At 63.7% G+C, this 16,217-nt stretch carries 12 protein-coding genes; 4 read left to right on the plus strand and 8 right to left on the minus strand.

Annotation, left to right across the window (positions count from 1 at the left end; all coding sequences use genetic code 11):
- Nucleotide 1: 1 nt before the first annotated feature.
- Complete coding sequence (locus RYH70_RS19580) at nucleotides 2–1,912, minus strand: alkyl/aryl-sulfatase (protein WP_063141137.1); 1,911 nt, start codon at nucleotides 1,910–1,912, stop codon at nucleotides 2–4.
- A 100-nt stretch (nucleotides 1,913–2,012) separates the two neighbouring features.
- On the opposite strand from RYH70_RS19580, the gene RYH70_RS19585 reads away from it, so the two are divergent.
- Both RYH70_RS19585 and RYH70_RS19590 read left to right on the plus strand, forming a co-directional pair.
- Nucleotides 2,013–2,912: a LysR family transcriptional regulator gene (locus RYH70_RS19585; protein WP_063141139.1), complete on the plus strand. Its 900-nt coding sequence runs from the start codon at nucleotides 2,013–2,015 to the stop codon at nucleotides 2,910–2,912.
- A 104-nt stretch (nucleotides 2,913–3,016) separates the two neighbouring features.
- A complete protein-coding gene (locus RYH70_RS19590; RefSeq protein ID WP_317009552.1) occupies nucleotides 3,017–4,504 on the plus strand; it encodes a YifB family Mg chelatase-like AAA ATPase in 1,488 nt (495 codons plus the stop codon).
- Here the strand turns inward: RYH70_RS19590 and RYH70_RS19595 are convergent.
- Nucleotides 4,476–5,384 (minus strand): DMT family transporter, encoded by a 909-nt coding sequence (locus tag RYH70_RS19595; protein WP_022994772.1) that lies wholly within the window; start codon nucleotides 5,382–5,384, stop codon nucleotides 4,476–4,478. The two genes, RYH70_RS19590 and RYH70_RS19595, sit on opposite strands and share 29 nt — an antisense overlap.
- 92 nt (nucleotides 5,385–5,476) lie before the next feature.
- Here RYH70_RS19595 and RYH70_RS19600 point away from each other — a divergent pair, with 92 nt between their 5' ends.
- Nucleotides 5,477–6,268 (plus strand): AraC family transcriptional regulator, encoded by a 792-nt coding sequence (locus tag RYH70_RS19600; protein WP_022994771.1) that lies wholly within the window; start codon nucleotides 5,477–5,479, stop codon nucleotides 6,266–6,268.
- Nucleotides 6,269–6,275: 7 nt separating this feature from the next.
- On the opposite strand, the gene RYH70_RS19605 is transcribed toward RYH70_RS19600, so the two are convergent.
- The 3 genes from RYH70_RS19605 to RYH70_RS19615 all read right to left on the minus strand — a co-directional run bounded on the left by RYH70_RS19605 (nucleotide 6,276) and on the right by RYH70_RS19615 (nucleotide 9,424).
- Nucleotides 6,276–7,022: an SDR family NAD(P)-dependent oxidoreductase gene (locus RYH70_RS19605; protein ID WP_022994770.1), complete on the minus strand. Its 747-nt coding sequence runs from the start codon at nucleotides 7,020–7,022 to the stop codon at nucleotides 6,276–6,278.
- A gap of 199 nt (nucleotides 7,023–7,221) precedes the next feature.
- Nucleotides 7,222–8,256 carry an AraC family transcriptional regulator gene (locus tag RYH70_RS19610; protein WP_080531709.1) on the minus strand — a complete coding sequence of 345 codons (1,035 nt, stop codon included), beginning with the start codon at nucleotides 8,254–8,256 and terminating at the stop codon, nucleotides 7,222–7,224.
- 403 nt (nucleotides 8,257–8,659) lie between these two features.
- Nucleotides 8,660–9,424, minus strand: a complete 765-nt coding sequence (locus tag RYH70_RS19615) for a pseudouridine synthase (RefSeq protein ID WP_199466626.1) — start codon at nucleotides 9,422–9,424, stop codon at nucleotides 8,660–8,662.
- 49 nt (nucleotides 9,425–9,473) lie between these two features.
- Between RYH70_RS19615 and rep the strand changes: the two genes are divergently transcribed.
- Nucleotides 9,474–11,495 carry a DNA helicase Rep gene (gene rep / locus RYH70_RS19620; protein WP_317009553.1) on the plus strand — a complete coding sequence of 674 codons (2,022 nt, stop codon included), beginning with the start codon at nucleotides 9,474–9,476 and terminating at the stop codon, nucleotides 11,493–11,495.
- A gap of 182 nt (nucleotides 11,496–11,677) precedes the next feature.
- Here rep and RYH70_RS19625 read toward each other — a convergent pair whose 3' ends face one another.
- From RYH70_RS19625 to RYH70_RS19635, 3 genes are all read right to left on the minus strand, one after another.
- Nucleotides 11,678–12,130, minus strand: a complete 453-nt coding sequence (locus RYH70_RS19625) for a c-type cytochrome (protein WP_022994766.1) — start codon at nucleotides 12,128–12,130, stop codon at nucleotides 11,678–11,680.
- A gap of 235 nt (nucleotides 12,131–12,365) precedes the next feature.
- Nucleotides 12,366–14,960 (minus strand): CHASE2 domain-containing protein, encoded by a 2,595-nt coding sequence (locus tag RYH70_RS19630; protein WP_284455380.1) that lies wholly within the window; start codon nucleotides 14,958–14,960, stop codon nucleotides 12,366–12,368.
- A gap of 187 nt (nucleotides 14,961–15,147) precedes the next feature.
- Nucleotides 15,148–16,215 carry a FecR domain-containing protein gene (locus RYH70_RS19635; RefSeq protein ID WP_317009554.1) on the minus strand — a complete coding sequence of 356 codons (1,068 nt, stop codon included), beginning with the start codon at nucleotides 16,213–16,215 and terminating at the stop codon, nucleotides 15,148–15,150.
- Nucleotides 16,216–16,217: the final 2 nt, after the last annotated feature.

Consider the following 16,217-nt stretch of genomic DNA (forward strand, 5'->3'; position numbering starts at 1 on the left):
GTTACCCCAGCGTCGCCGGGGTAACGATGTTGAAGGAAGACTGGAACTGATCGAGCATGCCGAACAGAGCCGCCACCTTGGCCTGATCCCCGGCCACCGCCAGCCGACCGTCCTGCATGCACTGCGGCAATGTCAGTTTACCCAGACCGACCTGATCCAGGTCGGCCTTGCCCATGGTGACGCTGGCGTCAGCGTTATCATGACGGTGCCCTTCCAGATAGGTGAGCACGCCATTGCGCACGGTCAAGGCGAAGTCCTGGTCCAGATCCGGGAAGTGCCAATTCAGCGTCATCGGTTGTGACGCGGCCTTTTCGCTGTCCAGCCGGATCGCCAGCAAGGAAAAGAAAAACGCCGGAGTCAGCGCCCGCACCAGATCCGGCGCCTGCCCGCCCGGCACCCGCTTGACGCCCTTGCGCAGCTCCTGGGCACCGGTGAGGTAGGCGTTGCGCCAGGTGGTGTTCTCGCACTGATAACCCAGTTGCTCCAGGGTATCGGCCTGCAATTCCCGGGCGGCGGCGTTGTCCGGATCGGCGAACACCACCTGGTTGACGATCTCCGCCACCCAGCGATATTCACCGCGCTCGAACTCTGCTCTGGCTTTTTCCAATACCGCTTCGGCACCGCCCATCCACTCGATGGTACGGCGGGCGCTTGCCACTGGCGGCAGCGGATTCAGGTGCGCCGGATTGGCGTCGTAGAACCCCATGTAGCGCTGGTAAACAGCGCGCACGTTATGACTCACCGAGCCGTAATAATCACGGGCATGCCAGCGTTGCGCCAACGGTTGCGGCAGGCTCTTGATGTGCTCGGCGATGTCCATCGGCGTCAGCCCGTGGTTAAGCAGGCGCAGGGTTTCGTCGTTGAGGAAAGCGTACATATCCCGCTGATCGGCCAGGTACTCACGGATATTGTCCGCGCCCCAGGTGGGCCAATGGTGCTGGGCGAACAGCACATCACTGCGCTCCCCGTAGCGGGCCAGGGTCTGGCCAAGATAGTAGGACCAGATGCGCGGATCACGGACCAGCGCGCCACGGATGGTGAGAATGTTGTGCATGCACTGGCAGGCGTTCTCGGCCACGCACAGTGCCCGCCATTGCGGAAAATACAGGTTCATTTCGGCCGGGGCTTCGGTGCCCGGGGTCAGTTGGAATTCGATTTCCACACCGTCAATGGTGTGGGTTTCAAACGCCTCGCTGATTTCATCGGTGGGCGCGATCAGGGTCACGGTGCCCCGGGACGTGCCCTTGCCCAGACCCGCGTCCACCTGACCGCGCGGCCCCTTCGGCAGCAAGCCGCCATACATGTACTGCGCACGGCGGCGCATGGCCGGGCCGGCGTAGACGTTTTCGCTGACCGTCTCTTCCATGAACCCTTCCGGGGCGTACACCCGCACCTTGCCGGAGCGCACCTCCTCTTCGCTGATCACCCCTTTCACGCCACCGAAATGATCCACATGGCTATGGGTGTAAATCACCGCCACCACCGGGCGTTGCGGACGGTGCTGGTAATACAGTTCCAGTCCCGCCTTGGCGACCTCGGCGCTGACCAGCGGATCCATGATGATCAAGCCGCTGTCGCCTTCGATGATGTTCATGTTGGAAAGATCGAAACCACGCACCTGGTAGATGCGCTCGCACACCTGGAACAGGCCGGTGTGGTTATTCAGACGCGCCAGCCGCCACAGGCTGGGGTTTACCGTATCCGGCGCTTCCTCGCTTTCCTGGAAATCATAGGCGCGGAAATCCCATACCACCCGGCCATCCTCCCGACGCACCTCGTCGCCATCGAAAGTGGCGATAAAACCACGCCGGGCATTTTCGAAATCGGTTCTGTCCTCGAATGGCAGGCGATCCCGCCAACCATGATTGCAGGCAATGGTAGCGGGCTGGGCAGGCTTGGATTGATCACACATGGGATTCTCCGGGCTGGGCAGGGGTGCGCCCTGTTGTACGCCGGCGCCCGCAATGTTACAAATGCATAACATTCATTAAATCAATGCATTTATCGCATTCATGAATCTGCGCCGGCTGGAACAACTGGTGGCCCTGGCCGAGGAGCGCTCCTTCGTCAAAGCCGCGGAACGCACCCACCTGAGCCAACCCGCCCTGACCCGTGGCATCCAGAACCTGGAACACGAGCTGGGTATCCGCCTGTTCGACCGCACTCCCCAGGGCGTGGTCCCCACCGCCGCCGGCCAGCAACTGATCAATCGTGCCCGGCGGGTGTTGTTCGAAGCCCGCGGTCTGCGCCGGGACGCCGCCCTGATCCGCAATCACGAGATGGGCGAGGTCCGCTTCGGCGCCGGCTCCTACCCTTCCGCCATTCTGCTGCCGGACGTGCTCGGCACCCTGATGAGCGAATACCCGCATTTGCAAATCAAAGTGGAAGTGAACGACTGGGCCACCCTGCTGCGTAAAGTGGAAACGGAGGAACTGGATTTCGCCGTGGTGGAACGGCGCACCGTGCCCCACGACTCCGCCCTGGAAAGCCAGCCCCTGTCGAAGGAGGCCGCCGGCTGGTATGTGCGCCGGGGGCACCCCCTGGCGGATGGAAGAGCGGTGGCCACGCGCGATCTCGGCGACTATCCACTGGTGTCCGTGCCGTTGCCGGAAACCGCCCGCAACCGTCTGAAACGGAGGCTGGGCCAGTCTCCCGGAGAAGCCCTGGCACTCAGCCTCGAATGCAACGATCTGGTGACCCTGCGCGAGGTGGTGACCCGGACCGATGCCGTGCTCAGCGCCACGCCCTCGGTCTGCCGCGCCCAGGTGGCGGCGGGGCGGCTGGTACGGCTGAACATTCAGGACAGTCATCAGGAAGTGGAACTGGCGGTGGCGCGCCTGGCCAACCGCACCCTGTCGCCGGCGGCGCACAAGGCACTGTCACTGATCCAGGCCTGGGCGGACCAGCACTGACTCGCTCCGGGCCTTTTTCCTACGCGCGCCGACGACAATATCGCACTCACCGTCACCACCCTGGCTGACAGTCTTTCCGGGCCCGTTGCCCTACCCTCGATGGCATGAACATTACCAGCCTGCTCAGCCGCGCCAGCCGGGGCATCGATGCCGTTCCGGTAACGGTGGAAACCCATCTGGCGCCGGGATTGCCCGGTTTCACCATTGTCGGCCTGCCGGATACCGCGGTCCGGGAGAGCCGCGACCGGGTCCGCTCGGCGCTGGTCACCAGCGGCTTCGAATTTCCGCAACGGCGCATCACCGTCAATCTGGCACCGGCGGACCTGCCCAAGGACGGCGGCCGTTTCGACTTGCCCATCGCCCTGGGCATCCTGCTGGCCAGCGGCCAGTTGGGACGGGTGGACATCAATGGCCACGAATTCATTGGCGAGCTGGCGCTGTCCGGCCGTCTCAATCCGGTGCCGGCGCTGTTGCCCGCCGCGCTGGCCTGCGCCGACGCCGGCCATACCCTGGTGGTGCCGGCGGAGAATGCCGACGAGGCGGCGCTGGCTGGCGCCCGTACCCTGGCGGTGACCAGCCTCAATGATCTCTGCGCCCATCTGCGCGGCGCCACGCCCTTGCCTTGCCACCCCGCCCCGGACATCGACCGTCAATCGGCCCCGCATCATCCCTGCCTGGCCGATGTACGGGGTCAGATCAGCGGCAAACGCGTGCTGGAAATCGCCGCCGCCGGCGGCCATTCCCTGCTACTGTGCGGCCCTCCAGGGGCCGGTAAAAGTCTGCTGGCGTCACGGCTGCCGGGCCTGCTGCCGCCACTGGACCAGGCCCAGGCTCTGGAAGTGGCGGCCGTTTACTCGCTGCGCGCCAGCCGGCCGGCGGAGCACTTTCTGCAACGCCCCTACCGCAGCCCCCATCACACCACCTCCGCCATTGCCCTGGTGGGCGGCGGCAGCCGCCCACGGCCGGGGGAAATTTCCCTGGCCCATCATGGCGTGCTGTTCCTTGATGAGTTGCCGGAATTCGAACGGCGCGTGCTGGAAGTCTTGCGGGAACCGCTGGAGACCGGCGAGGTGCACATCGCCCGCACCGCCCAGCAACTGACGTTCCCTGCCCGCTTCCAGCTAGTGGCGGCGATGAACCCCTGCCCCTGCGGCTATCTTGGCGATCCCGAACGCGGCTGTGGCTACCGCTGTGAAAAGGCCCGCCGCTATCAGGCGCGCCTGTCCGGGCCGCTGCTGGATCGCATTGATCTGCACCTGGACCTGCCGCCGCTGCCGGCGGCGGAACTGCTGCAAGGGCAGCCCGGAGAGAGCAGTGAACGGGTACGCCAGCGAGTGATCGCCGCCCGCCAGCGGCAGCAGCAACGCCAGGGCCGGCTCAACCGGGACCTGCCCGCCGACACGCTGGAAGCGATACTGGCGCCGCACCGCGCCTGGCTGATCGAGACCATGGAACGGCTTGGCCTGTCCGCCCGCGCGCTGCACCGCAGCTTGCGGGTGGCCCGCACCATTGCCGATCTGGCGGGCGCGGACCGGGTGGACCGCGCTCACCTGAGCGAGGCGCTCAGCTATCGGCGGAACCAGGAAGGCTGACGCCGGCGGCGCGGCGCAACGGCCGCCGCCAGGTTTCCGCCAGGATCACGCCGGCCAGGGTCAGCCCGCCGCCGATCAGATGCGCCCAGGTCAGCTGTTCGCGCAACAATACTGAAGCGATCACCGCGGTGAGCAGAGGCATCAGATTGAAGAACAGGCTCATGCGGCTGGGATCGAGCCGGGCGATCCCCTGCATCCACAACAAGGGCGCCACCATGGAGGCCAGTACCCCGGCATAGATCACCAGCGGCACGGCCTCGACACTGGCTCCCTGTTGGGGTGACAGCAACAGCAGCGGGAACAGCGCCACCAGCGCCACCAGCACCTGCAGGTACAGCAGCAGCATGGCCGGCAAGGGCGGCTGCCAGCGTTTCAGTAACACGCCATAGACCGCGTAAGCGAAGGTCGCCAGCACCATCAGGGCATCACCCTGGTTAATGCCCCGGGCAACCAGAGTGGCGAAGTCACCGGAAGAGACCACCAGCACCACGCCGCCCAGAGAGATCACCGCGCCCACCAGTGCCCCCAGAGTCAGGGGCAGGCCCAGCAATACCGTGGATAAACCCAATGCCATCAAGGGCATCAGCGACAGGATGATGCCCATGTTGGTGGCGCTGGTGAGGGTGGCGGCATAGTAGGCCAGGGTCTGGTACACCGCCATGCCCAGCAAACCGAGCACGATGATACGGGGAATCAGCGGTTTCACCTGATGACGGTACCGCCACAGTCGCGGCGCCATCAGCGGCGTCAGCAATGCCCCCGCCAGCACCCAGCGATAAAAGCCGATTTCCGCCGGGAACAGCACGCCCACCGCCAACTTGTTGACCACATTGTTGCCGGACCAGATCAGTACCGCCGCCAACGGAAGCAAATACGCCATACCAGGGGCCTCCCTTTTTCGAGGCGCCATTATGGCGCTGTCTGAAATAAGCCTTATACTCCTATCCAGACAACCCACAGGGGATTTCGGACATGACAGCGCCCCATTATCTGCCACTGCCGGATTTCACCACGCTGCCGTCGCCGGTGTACTTCCGCTACGACGAGTTCCCGGCCGGCAGTGAGTCGCTGGAGCACCGCCATGACTGGGGCCAGCTCAACTACACCACCCAGGGCATCATGCATTTGCGGGTGGAGGGAAAGCGGTTTTTGTCGCCGCCTCAGTATGCCGTATGGATTCCGCCCGGCGCGGCCCATGGCAGTTACAACCCGAATGCCGTGATCTACCGCTCGGTGTATATCGACTCGACGCTGTGCGGGGATCTGCCGACCCAGGCCTGCACGGTGGCGATCACCGACATCCTCAAGGCCATCCTGGTGGATTTCGCCCGGCGCGGCGTGCACGAGCCGGAGCACGAGAGCGATCAGCGGCTCGCGCGGGTGATGCTGGACCAGCTCAGCCTCAGTGCTCAGGGGGTCCCCTACTTCCTCCCCTACACGGATCACCCGGTGCTCGGCAGGGTCCTGGAGGCGCTGCGGGACAACCCCGCGGATAATCGCACCCAGGTGCAATGGGCACGGCAGGCCAACATGACCGAACGCACCCTGGCCCGCCTGTGTCACCGGGAATTGGGCATGCCGCTGGGGGAGTGGCGCCAGCGGTTGCGTTACCTGCTGGCGCTGGAGGCCCTGGAGCAAGAACACAGCGTCCACGCCATCGCCTATGATCTGGGCTACAGCAACCCGTCCGCGTTCATCGCCATGTTCCGGCGTCTGGCCGGCACTACCCCGGAACAATACCGGCGGCAAGCCGGGCGCGGATAACAGGACATCAAAGCGTATTACAAAGGTGGCCGCCGTCCACCGGAATCGCCGCGCCGCTCATGTAGGAAGAGGCGTCGGAGGCGAGCAGCAGCAACGGACCGGCCAGCTCGTCGATCTGGCCCAGGCGATGGTAGGGGATGCGTTTGATCAGCTTGCCACCATGGGGGCCCTGGAAAAACTCCCGGTTGATGTCGGTTTCAATGTAACCCGGGCAGATGGCGTTGCAGCGAATGTTGTAGCGGGCGTAATCCAGAGCGATGGATTTGGTCAGCTGCACCACGCCGGCCTTGGACACGGTGTACGGTGACAGCATGGCGCCCACCCGCAAGCCGAGGATGGAAGCGATATTGATTATGTTGCCGGGGCGCTCGTCCCGGCGCCATTGCTGGATGGCGAACTTGCTCACCGCCCAGACGCCGTTGAGGTTGGTGTCCACCACCGCGTTCCAGTCTTCCTCGGAGAGGGTGTCGGTGGCGCCTTCCCGGGTGATCCCGGCGTTGTTCACCACCACGTCCAGGGCCGGCATGTTCTCGAAAGCCCGTGCCACATTGGCGTGATCGGACACGTCCATTTCCACCACCCGGGCGTCACGCCCCAGGGCGCGGACTTTTTCCGCGGTGGCTTCGAGTTTGTCCACCCGCCGTGCCGCCAGCACCAGATCGGCACCGTACTCGGCCAGCACTTCGGCGAAACGGGCGCCAAAGCCGCTGGAAGCGCCGGTGATAAGAACGCGTTTGTTAGTGATATCGAACATGGCTGTCTCCCAAACCTGTCTATAAAAAACCAAGCAAAAACGGACCGCGGGAACTCCGGCGCGGTGGCGTAAAGATCATGAACAGGCTCTAAGGCCCGAAAGAGGGCATTGATTGTGCCGGTTTCCAGCGTCTGGAGTGAAGTCTGTCGCGGTCTGTTACATCTTGGCTGGTGATCGGGGCGATGGCGCAAACAGACTCTTACAGATTGCCCAGATAGTCGCTGGGCGGACGGCCGGTCCAGCGGCGGAAAGCCCGGGTGAAGTTACTGGGTTCGGCGTAACCCAGCTTCTGTGCCACTTGCTGCACGGTGAGGTTGGCCTGGAGATAACGTACCGCGCGGGCCATGCGTACTTCTTCCAGCAGATAGCGGTAGCTGACGCCCAGCGCGGCGAGATAGCGGCGCAGGGTCCGTGAGGTCAGGTGGAACCCGGTGGCCAGTTGCTCGAGGCTCGGCAAGGCACCTTCCGCCTGCATCAGACGGGCGCGCACCCGCGAGGCCCAGTCCTGATCCGCTTCCAGCCGTTGCAGTTCCTCCTCGCACCGCTGGGCGGCCATCTGCCGGGAGGACGCGTCCGCCATCGGCAGAGCCTCCCTCAACAGGGCCGCCGGAAAACTGAGCACGGCGGTATCGGCGCCGAAGCGAACGGTCATGCCCAGCAGCTCCTGATACCGCGCGGCGTAGTCCGGCGACGCATAGGGCAGGGTCAGAACCGCACCGTGAAAACGATCGCCAAGCAAATAACGCAGTCCGGCCACCAGCGCGGCGGTGACCACTTCCAGATAGGGGCGGCGAATCTCACCCAGGTCGTAGCTTTCCATCAGGGCGAAACGCACCCAGGGCTCTTCCACGTCGAGACGCGGCAGACACAGGCGGGTACGCGTGCGGAAATAGCGCTCCAACAATTGCAGCGCATCCCCCAGGTCACGGCTGCTGATGGCGGCGTAGCCCAGCAGGCCATGAGCGGTAACGGTAAGCTGCTGCCCCAGGCTCAGAGCGATGGCGGGATCGCCGGACAGCTCCCGGGCGCTGGCCATGACACGGCGGAACTGATCGAATCTCAACGCCGGCTCGGCACTGTACACCTGAGGCTCCGACAAGCCGGCGTGCGCCAATAAACGGGACGGGTCGAGCCCGGCTTCGCGGGCCAGCTCCACCAGATTACGCACATAGTTAACCGGGATCGGCGAACGATCACTGGCCAGTGCGGGGTCGTTGTGTAGCGTCCTGTTCATAACCTCAAGCATACACCTGTGCTCAACCGTGTCCGAAAATGACAAGTGGCGGTCCAGGCCGCCCCATCGATGGCAACCGTAACCCGGACTCCCCTTGCACTATGCGCCGTTACCACGGGAAACCCAAACCCGTCCCCGGCCTCTGTTGCGCCCCTTGGGAACACAGGCGCCCCACTGACAGCGGCGCGGATGGTGGATGGGGCGCAATTGCGGCGGTGATCAACGATGGCGGGCGGCCAATCAACCCCCCGGTACGGCAGGCTCTCGAATAAGCTGCGCGCCGCACCCGCGGTCCCGGAGGCCCGCGGCTACGGCGCGCGACGGGCATGAACCCGATCTCCAATCTAACCTTGTCGCGGCCCGCCCTCGTCGTCCGATCCGACGAACCCGGCTGGCACCGTGCTCAACCCGGCGGGCCCAGCCGCTTCTGTTCCGCTTCGGTGAGCGGGCGCCACTCTCCCGGCGCCAGAGCCGGGTCCAGTACCACGTCGCCGACCGCCTCCCGATGCAATGCCACCACGCGGTTACCCACCGCCGCCAGCATCCGTTTGACCTGGTGATAACGCCCCTCACTGATGGTCAGGCGCAAACACAGAGCATCCACCACCTCCACGTGTGCCTGCCGGGTGGGGCGGGGATCATCGCGCAACACCACGCCCGCCGACAGCGCATCAACCTGAGTCCGGGTCACTGGTTCGGCGGTGGTGACCCGATAACGCTTGTTGCAATGGTGTTGTGGCGAGGTGATGCGGTGGGACCAGTGGCCATCACTGGTGAGCAACACCAGTCCGGTGGTGTCCAGATCCAGCCGGCCAGCGGCATGCAACCCGGCGCGCTGGTCACCGGGCAGCAGATCCAGAACGGTGCGGTGGCCCGGGTCGTCGGTGGAACAGACCACGCCCACCGGCTTGTGCAGCATCAAATAACGATGCCCTTCCAGTCTCAGCGGCCGCCCTTCCCAGAGCACCCGCATATCCGTTTGCAGACGCCGCTCCGGTTTGGCGGGCAGCTCGCCGCCGGCACCGTCGAACACCTGAATGGCGCCGGAGCGGATCAGGGTTTTGACTTGTTTGCGGGTGAGCCCGGTGGCGTGGGCAACGTAGTAGTCGAGACGCATGGCGGGCAGTATAGCGCCTTCGTCATCAGGCGTCGGCGGACACTGTTTCATGCCGCCGTGGCTGCTATGATACGCGCCTTCGTTTACCCCTGGAGCCCTCATGACCTCGTTGAATCCTCGCCAACGGGAAGCGGTCCATTACGCCGACGGCCCACTGCTGGTGCTGGCCGGAGCGGGGTCTGGCAAGACCAGCGTGATCACCCGCAAGATCGCCTGGCTGATCCAGGAGCGGGGCGTGTCGGCCCGGCGCATCGCCGCCGTGACCTTCACCAACAAGGCGGCCCGGGAAATGAAGGAACGGGTGCAAAGCCTGGTCCAGGGCGGCCAGAGCCGGGGCCTGATCGTCTCCACTTTCCACAACCTGGGTCTGCGCATTCTCAAGAGCGAACTCAAGGCCTGCGGCCTGCGTTCCGGCTTCTCCATTCTCGACCAGACCGATAGCCGTGAGATCCTCAAGGAAATCCTGCTTCAAGGGGAATCCGAGCGGGACCTGAACGCGGTGGAGGCGGTGCATAAGTGTCTCTCGGACTGGAAAAACGAGCTGGTGTCCCCCGAGGAAGCGGTGAGCCAGGCCCAGACCGAGGAAGAAGTACGCGCGGCCATGGCCTACAGCGGCTACAACCGCATGCTGCGCGCCTGCAACGCGGTGGATTTCGATGACCTGATCATGATGCCGGTGCAGCTGTTCCGCGAACAGCCACGGATTCTGGAGAAGTGGCGTCATCGCCTGCAATACCTGCTGGTGGACGAATATCAGGACACCAACGGCGCCCAGTACGAGCTGGTGCGCATGCTGACCCTGCCGGAAGGCCGCTTCACCGTGGTCGGCGATGACGACCAGTCAATCTACGCCTGGCGCGGCGCCCGCCCGGAAAACCTGGATCAGTTGCAGCAGGACTGGCCGGCCCTGAAAGTGGTGAAGCTGGAACAGAATTACCGCTCCACCGGCCGCATCCTCAAGGCCGCCAACACGGTGATCGCCAACAATCCCCACGTGTTCGAGAAAAGCCTGTGGTCGGACTACGGCTACGGCGAACCAATACGGGTGGCGGCGCTGCGCGACGAGGACGGGGAAACCGACTGGATCGCCGGCGATCTGTTTCACCGCCGCCTGCAGCGGGGGCTGCACTGGAAGGACTTTGCCATTCTCTATCGCGGCAACTTCCAGTCCCGCATCCTGGAAATGAAGCTGCAATCGCTGTCGATTCCCTACAAGGTCTCCGGCGGCACCAGTTTCTTCTCGCGCAGCGAGATCAAGGATCTGATGTGCTATCTGCGCTTGCTGGTGAATCCGGACGACGACAACGCCTTTTTGCGCATCATCAATACGCCCCGCCGGGAAGTGGGCCCGGCCACCCTGGAAAAGCTGGCGGCCTGGGCGGGCCGGCGCGATCAGGGCCTGTATCACGTCTGCGGCGACCTTGGTCTGAGCGAGGCCATGCCACCGAAGGCGGCGGAGAAACTGCGGGAGTTCAAACAGTGGCTCGATGGCAAGCGTGAACATTGCTTCCGGCACAATAGCCTGCAGGCGGTGAAGGAACTGATCACTGAAATGGACTACGAAGGCTGGATCATGCAAAACGCCTCCAGCCCGCGCATCGGTGAAAAGCGCATCGAAAACGTCTGGCAGTTGGTGCGCAATATCGAGCGCATGCTGGAAAAGCAGGAAGAAGAGGACGACGGGTCCAGCGACCTTGAAGCGGTAATCGGCAAGCTGGTCCTGATGGACATGCTGGAGCAGCAGGACGAGGAAGACGACTCCGACCGGGTCCAGCTGATGACCCTGCATGCTTCAAAAGGGCTGGAGTTTCCCCATGTTTACATGATGGGCGTGGAGGAGGAGCTGCTTCCGCACCGCACCAGCATCGAGGAAGACAATATCGTCGAGGAACGCCGCCTGATGTACGTGGGCATCACCCGGGCGCGGGAAACCCTCACTCTGACCCAGGCACGCACCCGCAAACAGTATGGCGAGAAGGTGGATACCACACCGAGCCGTTTTATCGACGAACTGCCGCCGGACGATCTGGAATATATCGGAGAAGGCGCCCCCCGCGATGAGGAACGGGACAACGAGATGGCCGAAGCCAGCCTGGCCAATCTCAAGGCGTTGCTGGAGTAAGAGGGTTCCGGAAAGCCCACGAACCGGGCCATGAAACCGCTGGACCTTTATCCAGGCGGCGAGCCGCTGCAAGCGAATCCTTTGCCGCCAAGGCCCATTCGCTGGCAAGCCAGCGTCCCACAGGCTCTGCTACGAAGCCGCTGTGGGAGCTGCCTTGGCAGCGAATGGCGTATCCGCCGAAACTACTGGCTGTTCTCGACGATGTATTCCACCGCGTTGCGGATTTCCTCTTCGGAGCAATCCATGCACATGCCTTTGGGCGGCATGGCATTGAAGCCTTCGAAAGCGTGCTTGACCAGGGTGTCCATGCCCTTTTCGATATGGCTGGCCCACTGACCCGCATCACCGAACTTGGGCGCGCCGGCGGCGCCGGTGGCGTGACAGGCGGCACAGCCGGTATCGTACACGGCCTGGCCGGAACGGGGTTCACCGCTCCCTTCCGCGGCGGCCACCGCGCTGCCGCACTCTTCGCCTTCCACGCACACAGACCCCACCGGTTTGATCCGCTCGGCGGTGGCACGGTCACCCAGAACCGAGCGCTCGCCCAGAGGATACGGGGAAATGTCCTTGGTGCTGGCGGCCATTACGGCGCCGGCGAACAGGGTGGCCAGTACAATCAGGCCAGCAGTCAGCATTTTTTTCACGGTTCCACCTCGGTTATTGGTATGTCCCGAAACACAGCTTTGAATAACGCCCGGCTGCCCCTCGGGGCCGGGACTCATTCAGAGACGTGCCGGCTCTGTTTGTTATTGCGGGCGCGATTATACCCTCAGAAATCGCGGGGATAAAATCAGTACCTTGGGAGTAGCTATCTGGAGGCAAAATGGGCATCCAGCAGGCGGGATGGAAATAGGCTGAACAGGCCCTAGCTCAGGATAACTGGATTCGTGGCAGCAACAGGGTAAAACGGCTGCCCTCGCCGGGAGCGCTGGCCACCTTGATATCGCCACCGTGACGCTCCGTCACCACCTTGACGAAGCGCAGCCCCAGGCCGGCCCCGCGAGTACGGGCCCCGCCGCTGGTGCTGGCGCGACTGAAACGGTCGAACAGCTTGTCCTGGAACGCCTCCGGAATGCCCACGCCGCGATCCCGCACCTCACAGGTCACCTGCCCCCCTTGAGTAAACAGGCGCACATCCACCGAGTTGCCTTCATAGCTGTACTTGACCGCATTAGTGAGCAAATTCACCACCAGCCGTTCCAGTAGCTCGTTATTGCCCTTTACCCAGACCTCCTCGGTCTCGTCATAGGCGAACCGCAAGGTGATATCCCGGGCCTGGGCCTGGATCTGCACCTGATCGATGGCGGATTCCACCACATCGAGCATGTCCAGCTCCATCATCTCCACCGAATCCACTCCCTCGACCCGGGCCAGTTGCAGGAACTGCTCGGCGATGTTCAGGTTACGTTCGGCGTAATGCTCCACGTTGTCCAGGAAGTCCGACAACCGCTCACCGTCCGGGCCATGCCGCATCTTGCCCACCAACGCCAGCACCGACACCATCGGCGAACGCAGATCATGGGACAGGAAATCAAGCATCTCGGTCCGGGTGCGCATGGCCTGCTTGACGTCGGAAATGTCCTTGAGACTGATGATCAGCATGCGCCCCGGCTGGTCGCCGGCGTGTACCAAAATCATATCCAGATAAAGATCCATGCCACGGCGGTTGCGGCATTCTTTCTGCACCCGACCATCCGCCAGCGCTTCCTGAAGCAGCGTGCGCCAACCGCGATCACCGGTGAATTCCAGTTCGCGGCCAATATCCGCCAGCCCCAGGGTGTCCTGGGCCACGCCCTCGATACTGAGCAGATAGGACGCCTGCGGATTCATGAACACCACGCCGCCACAGGCATCGGTGATCAGCACTCCTTCGCTCATCTGCGCCAGACCAACCTGGAAGAAGCGGGTCAGGGCCTGCTGGCGGTGCTCCTCCCGGCGCAATCGCTCGATATGCTTCTCCAGCACCTCGTAGCGGGGCCCGATACCGGCCTGATGGGTTTCGGTACGCGCCAGCATGGCGCGAATCCAGTAATCATAAGTGTCCGCATCCAGAGCCTGGCGCCACACCACGGTCAGTTCATAACGTTTGCCGTCATGGCGGAACGGATAGCGGCGAGACAGCTGCCCCCGCCAGGCCGTGGCTTCCAGTTGCTCGCCGCCGGACACCGGGGCGCCGGCCTGGGCCTGCAGCCGCCAGGCCCGCACCGGCAGCACTTGATCCAGCATGCGCAGCATCCGCGACAGCGGCGCCGGCTCGGTGAGACGGCGGTTCAGATCACTGTATTCCGCCAAGCGCTCCAGAGCATTACGCATATACGCCATGGAGTACTCCAGGCGCCGCCAGGTCCACAGCGGATAAGCCACCACCGCGGCGATGGCCGAGGCCGCCGGCGGAAACCAGATCTGCCAGACCGCCAAAAGCGCGTAGCAGATTCCCAGCGTGAACAGCAGAGAGCCGAGAATCAGCGGAATACTCCAGCGCGGCAAGAAGAACGGCAGCAGCAGCGGTGCCAGTAAGGCCAGCAACACGCCGAGGGCTATGGCCCAGGGCCGGCTCATGCCTGAAATCATGCGCTCATGGCGCAGACCATCGAAGATATTGGCGTTGATCTCGACGCCTGCCATCAGGTCCCCCTGCCCGGCCATGGGGGTCGGCAGCATATCGCCCAGCCCCGCGGCGGTGGCGCCGATGAACACGAACTGGTCCTTGATCAATTGGTCCGGAACCCGGCCCTCCAGCACATCCACCGCGGAGACGTGCGGATAGCTTCCCGCGCCGCCGGCGAACGGGATGTAACGGGGGTATTTGCGAACATTGGCCAGACCGACGAAATCGTCGTTTTCGCCGGCGGGAAAGCGGTCCTCGGGGATCAGGCCCTCGCCTTCCAGCATCGCCTGGGTAATGTGTGGCCACCAGGGTTGTCCGATCCCGGAACGCAGGTAGACCGAACGGGCCACCCCGTCACCATCCAGCTCCAGATCCACATGGCCGAGCCCCCGGGCGGCGCGGGCGAAGGGCCCCGCCGGCAATACCTCGATCAGTTGCCCGCCGGAGCGCAGTTGCTCCACATGCACCGGCAGATAAACATTGCCGTTCTCGGACAGCGCCCGGACCAGCGCCTGATCCGCCGCCGGACGTGACCGGTCCGGCTCCGACAGGATCAGATCCATCAGCACCCCACGGGCACCCTGTTTGGAGAGTTGATCAATCAGACGGGCATGGATGCTGCGATCCCAGGGCCAGCGCCCCACTTCCCGCAGGCTGTACTCATCGATGCCGACAATAAGGATGTCGCCGGAGGGCTCCGTCGGCAGCCGCGGCAGCAGGGTGTCGTAGACGTAACGATTGAGGAAAGACAGACCACCACTGATGGACAGCAGGGTACACAGGCTCGCCACCACCAACAGCACGGACATGTGCTCAACCAGATAACGGCGCTGGTGGCTATCGAACCCTCTACTCATGAACCCCGAACCTCTTCCCTTGGATACCGCCGGGCGCCTTTGTTATGGCATCAAACCGGAGTTATCACTATCCCGATCTACGCCTTTCATTTCCAATGTTTTTTTACGCGACGAAGGCGGCAAAAAGAAGAAGCGCATCGAGAATGAAGGTGGCCGCCCTGGACGGTGGCCACCAGGACATGGAGGGTCAAAGCGCGAGCAGCAAACCGGCACCGCCGATGAACAGAAGAGCGTCCCAGGGCCAGGCGCCTTTGGATACCGTGGCGTCCAGCAAACGCTCCTGCCCACGCAGTCCTCGCGCATCAATCGCCCTTACCAGTAGCTGATACTCGCCGGCCTGGGGTTTGGCTCGCCATTGCGGTTCGCTGATCTGCTCACTCTGTCGCAGAACGCCATCGGCATCGAACAATTCCACTGAATAGGCTTCGGCGCCTTCCACCGGCGGCCATTCCGCGCGCAGGCTGCGACCGCCAGCCTTCAATGTCACCTCCGGAGCCGGCAGCAATTTGACCGGTTGGGCCGGCGCCTGGCCATCCCGCGCCAGAGTGCCATAGCCGGCGGGCACAGGCGTGGCACTGCGGGCGGCGGCGACTTCCACTTCGCCTTTCACCACCTCGCTGAGAGTGACGGCGTCATCGGTGACGCGAACGTGATACTCGGTACCGCGAACCGCGGTCATCACACCGGGAGTGTAGACACGAAACACCCGGGCATCGGTATCCCGGGGCGTAACGGTGTTGCGGATGGCGCCCCGCTCCAGTTGCAGCTCCGTGGGCTCGTTGCCGACATCGACGAAACGCCGGTAATGATTCACCTTGAGCACGGTGTCGGGCTTCACCGCCACCTCGGAATTATCGGCGAAACGCACTACCACACTGCCGGCCTCGCCGGTCTCGATGGTGTCGCCGAAGGCAATCTCCGCGCCGTTTTCCACCGGTTCCGGATCGTTATCGCCAACCCGCAGCCAGACCTGGCCATTGACCCGTTCGGCACGGGCGGGCATCGGTTGCTCCTTGAGCCAGGCGAGCGGGATCAGAATGACCTTGCCCGGAGACATGCGATAGGGATCATCCACCGCGCTGTTCGCCGCCAGTTGGCGCCAGCAAAATACCGGGTCCTGAGCGAAACGCTCACACAGATTCCACAGCGTGTCGCCAGGACGAACCGTGTATTGCCAGTGATCGGCATTGGCATCGGCTTGCGCCGTGGCGGCGATCACGCACAGCACCACGGCGGCCAACCAGCGGGAAAGCATAG

This window comes from Alloalcanivorax xenomutans (assembly GCF_032810065.1).
In the GTDB taxonomy this organism is placed as follows: Bacteria; Pseudomonadota; Gammaproteobacteria; order Pseudomonadales; family Alcanivoracaceae; genus Alloalcanivorax; species Alloalcanivorax xenomutans.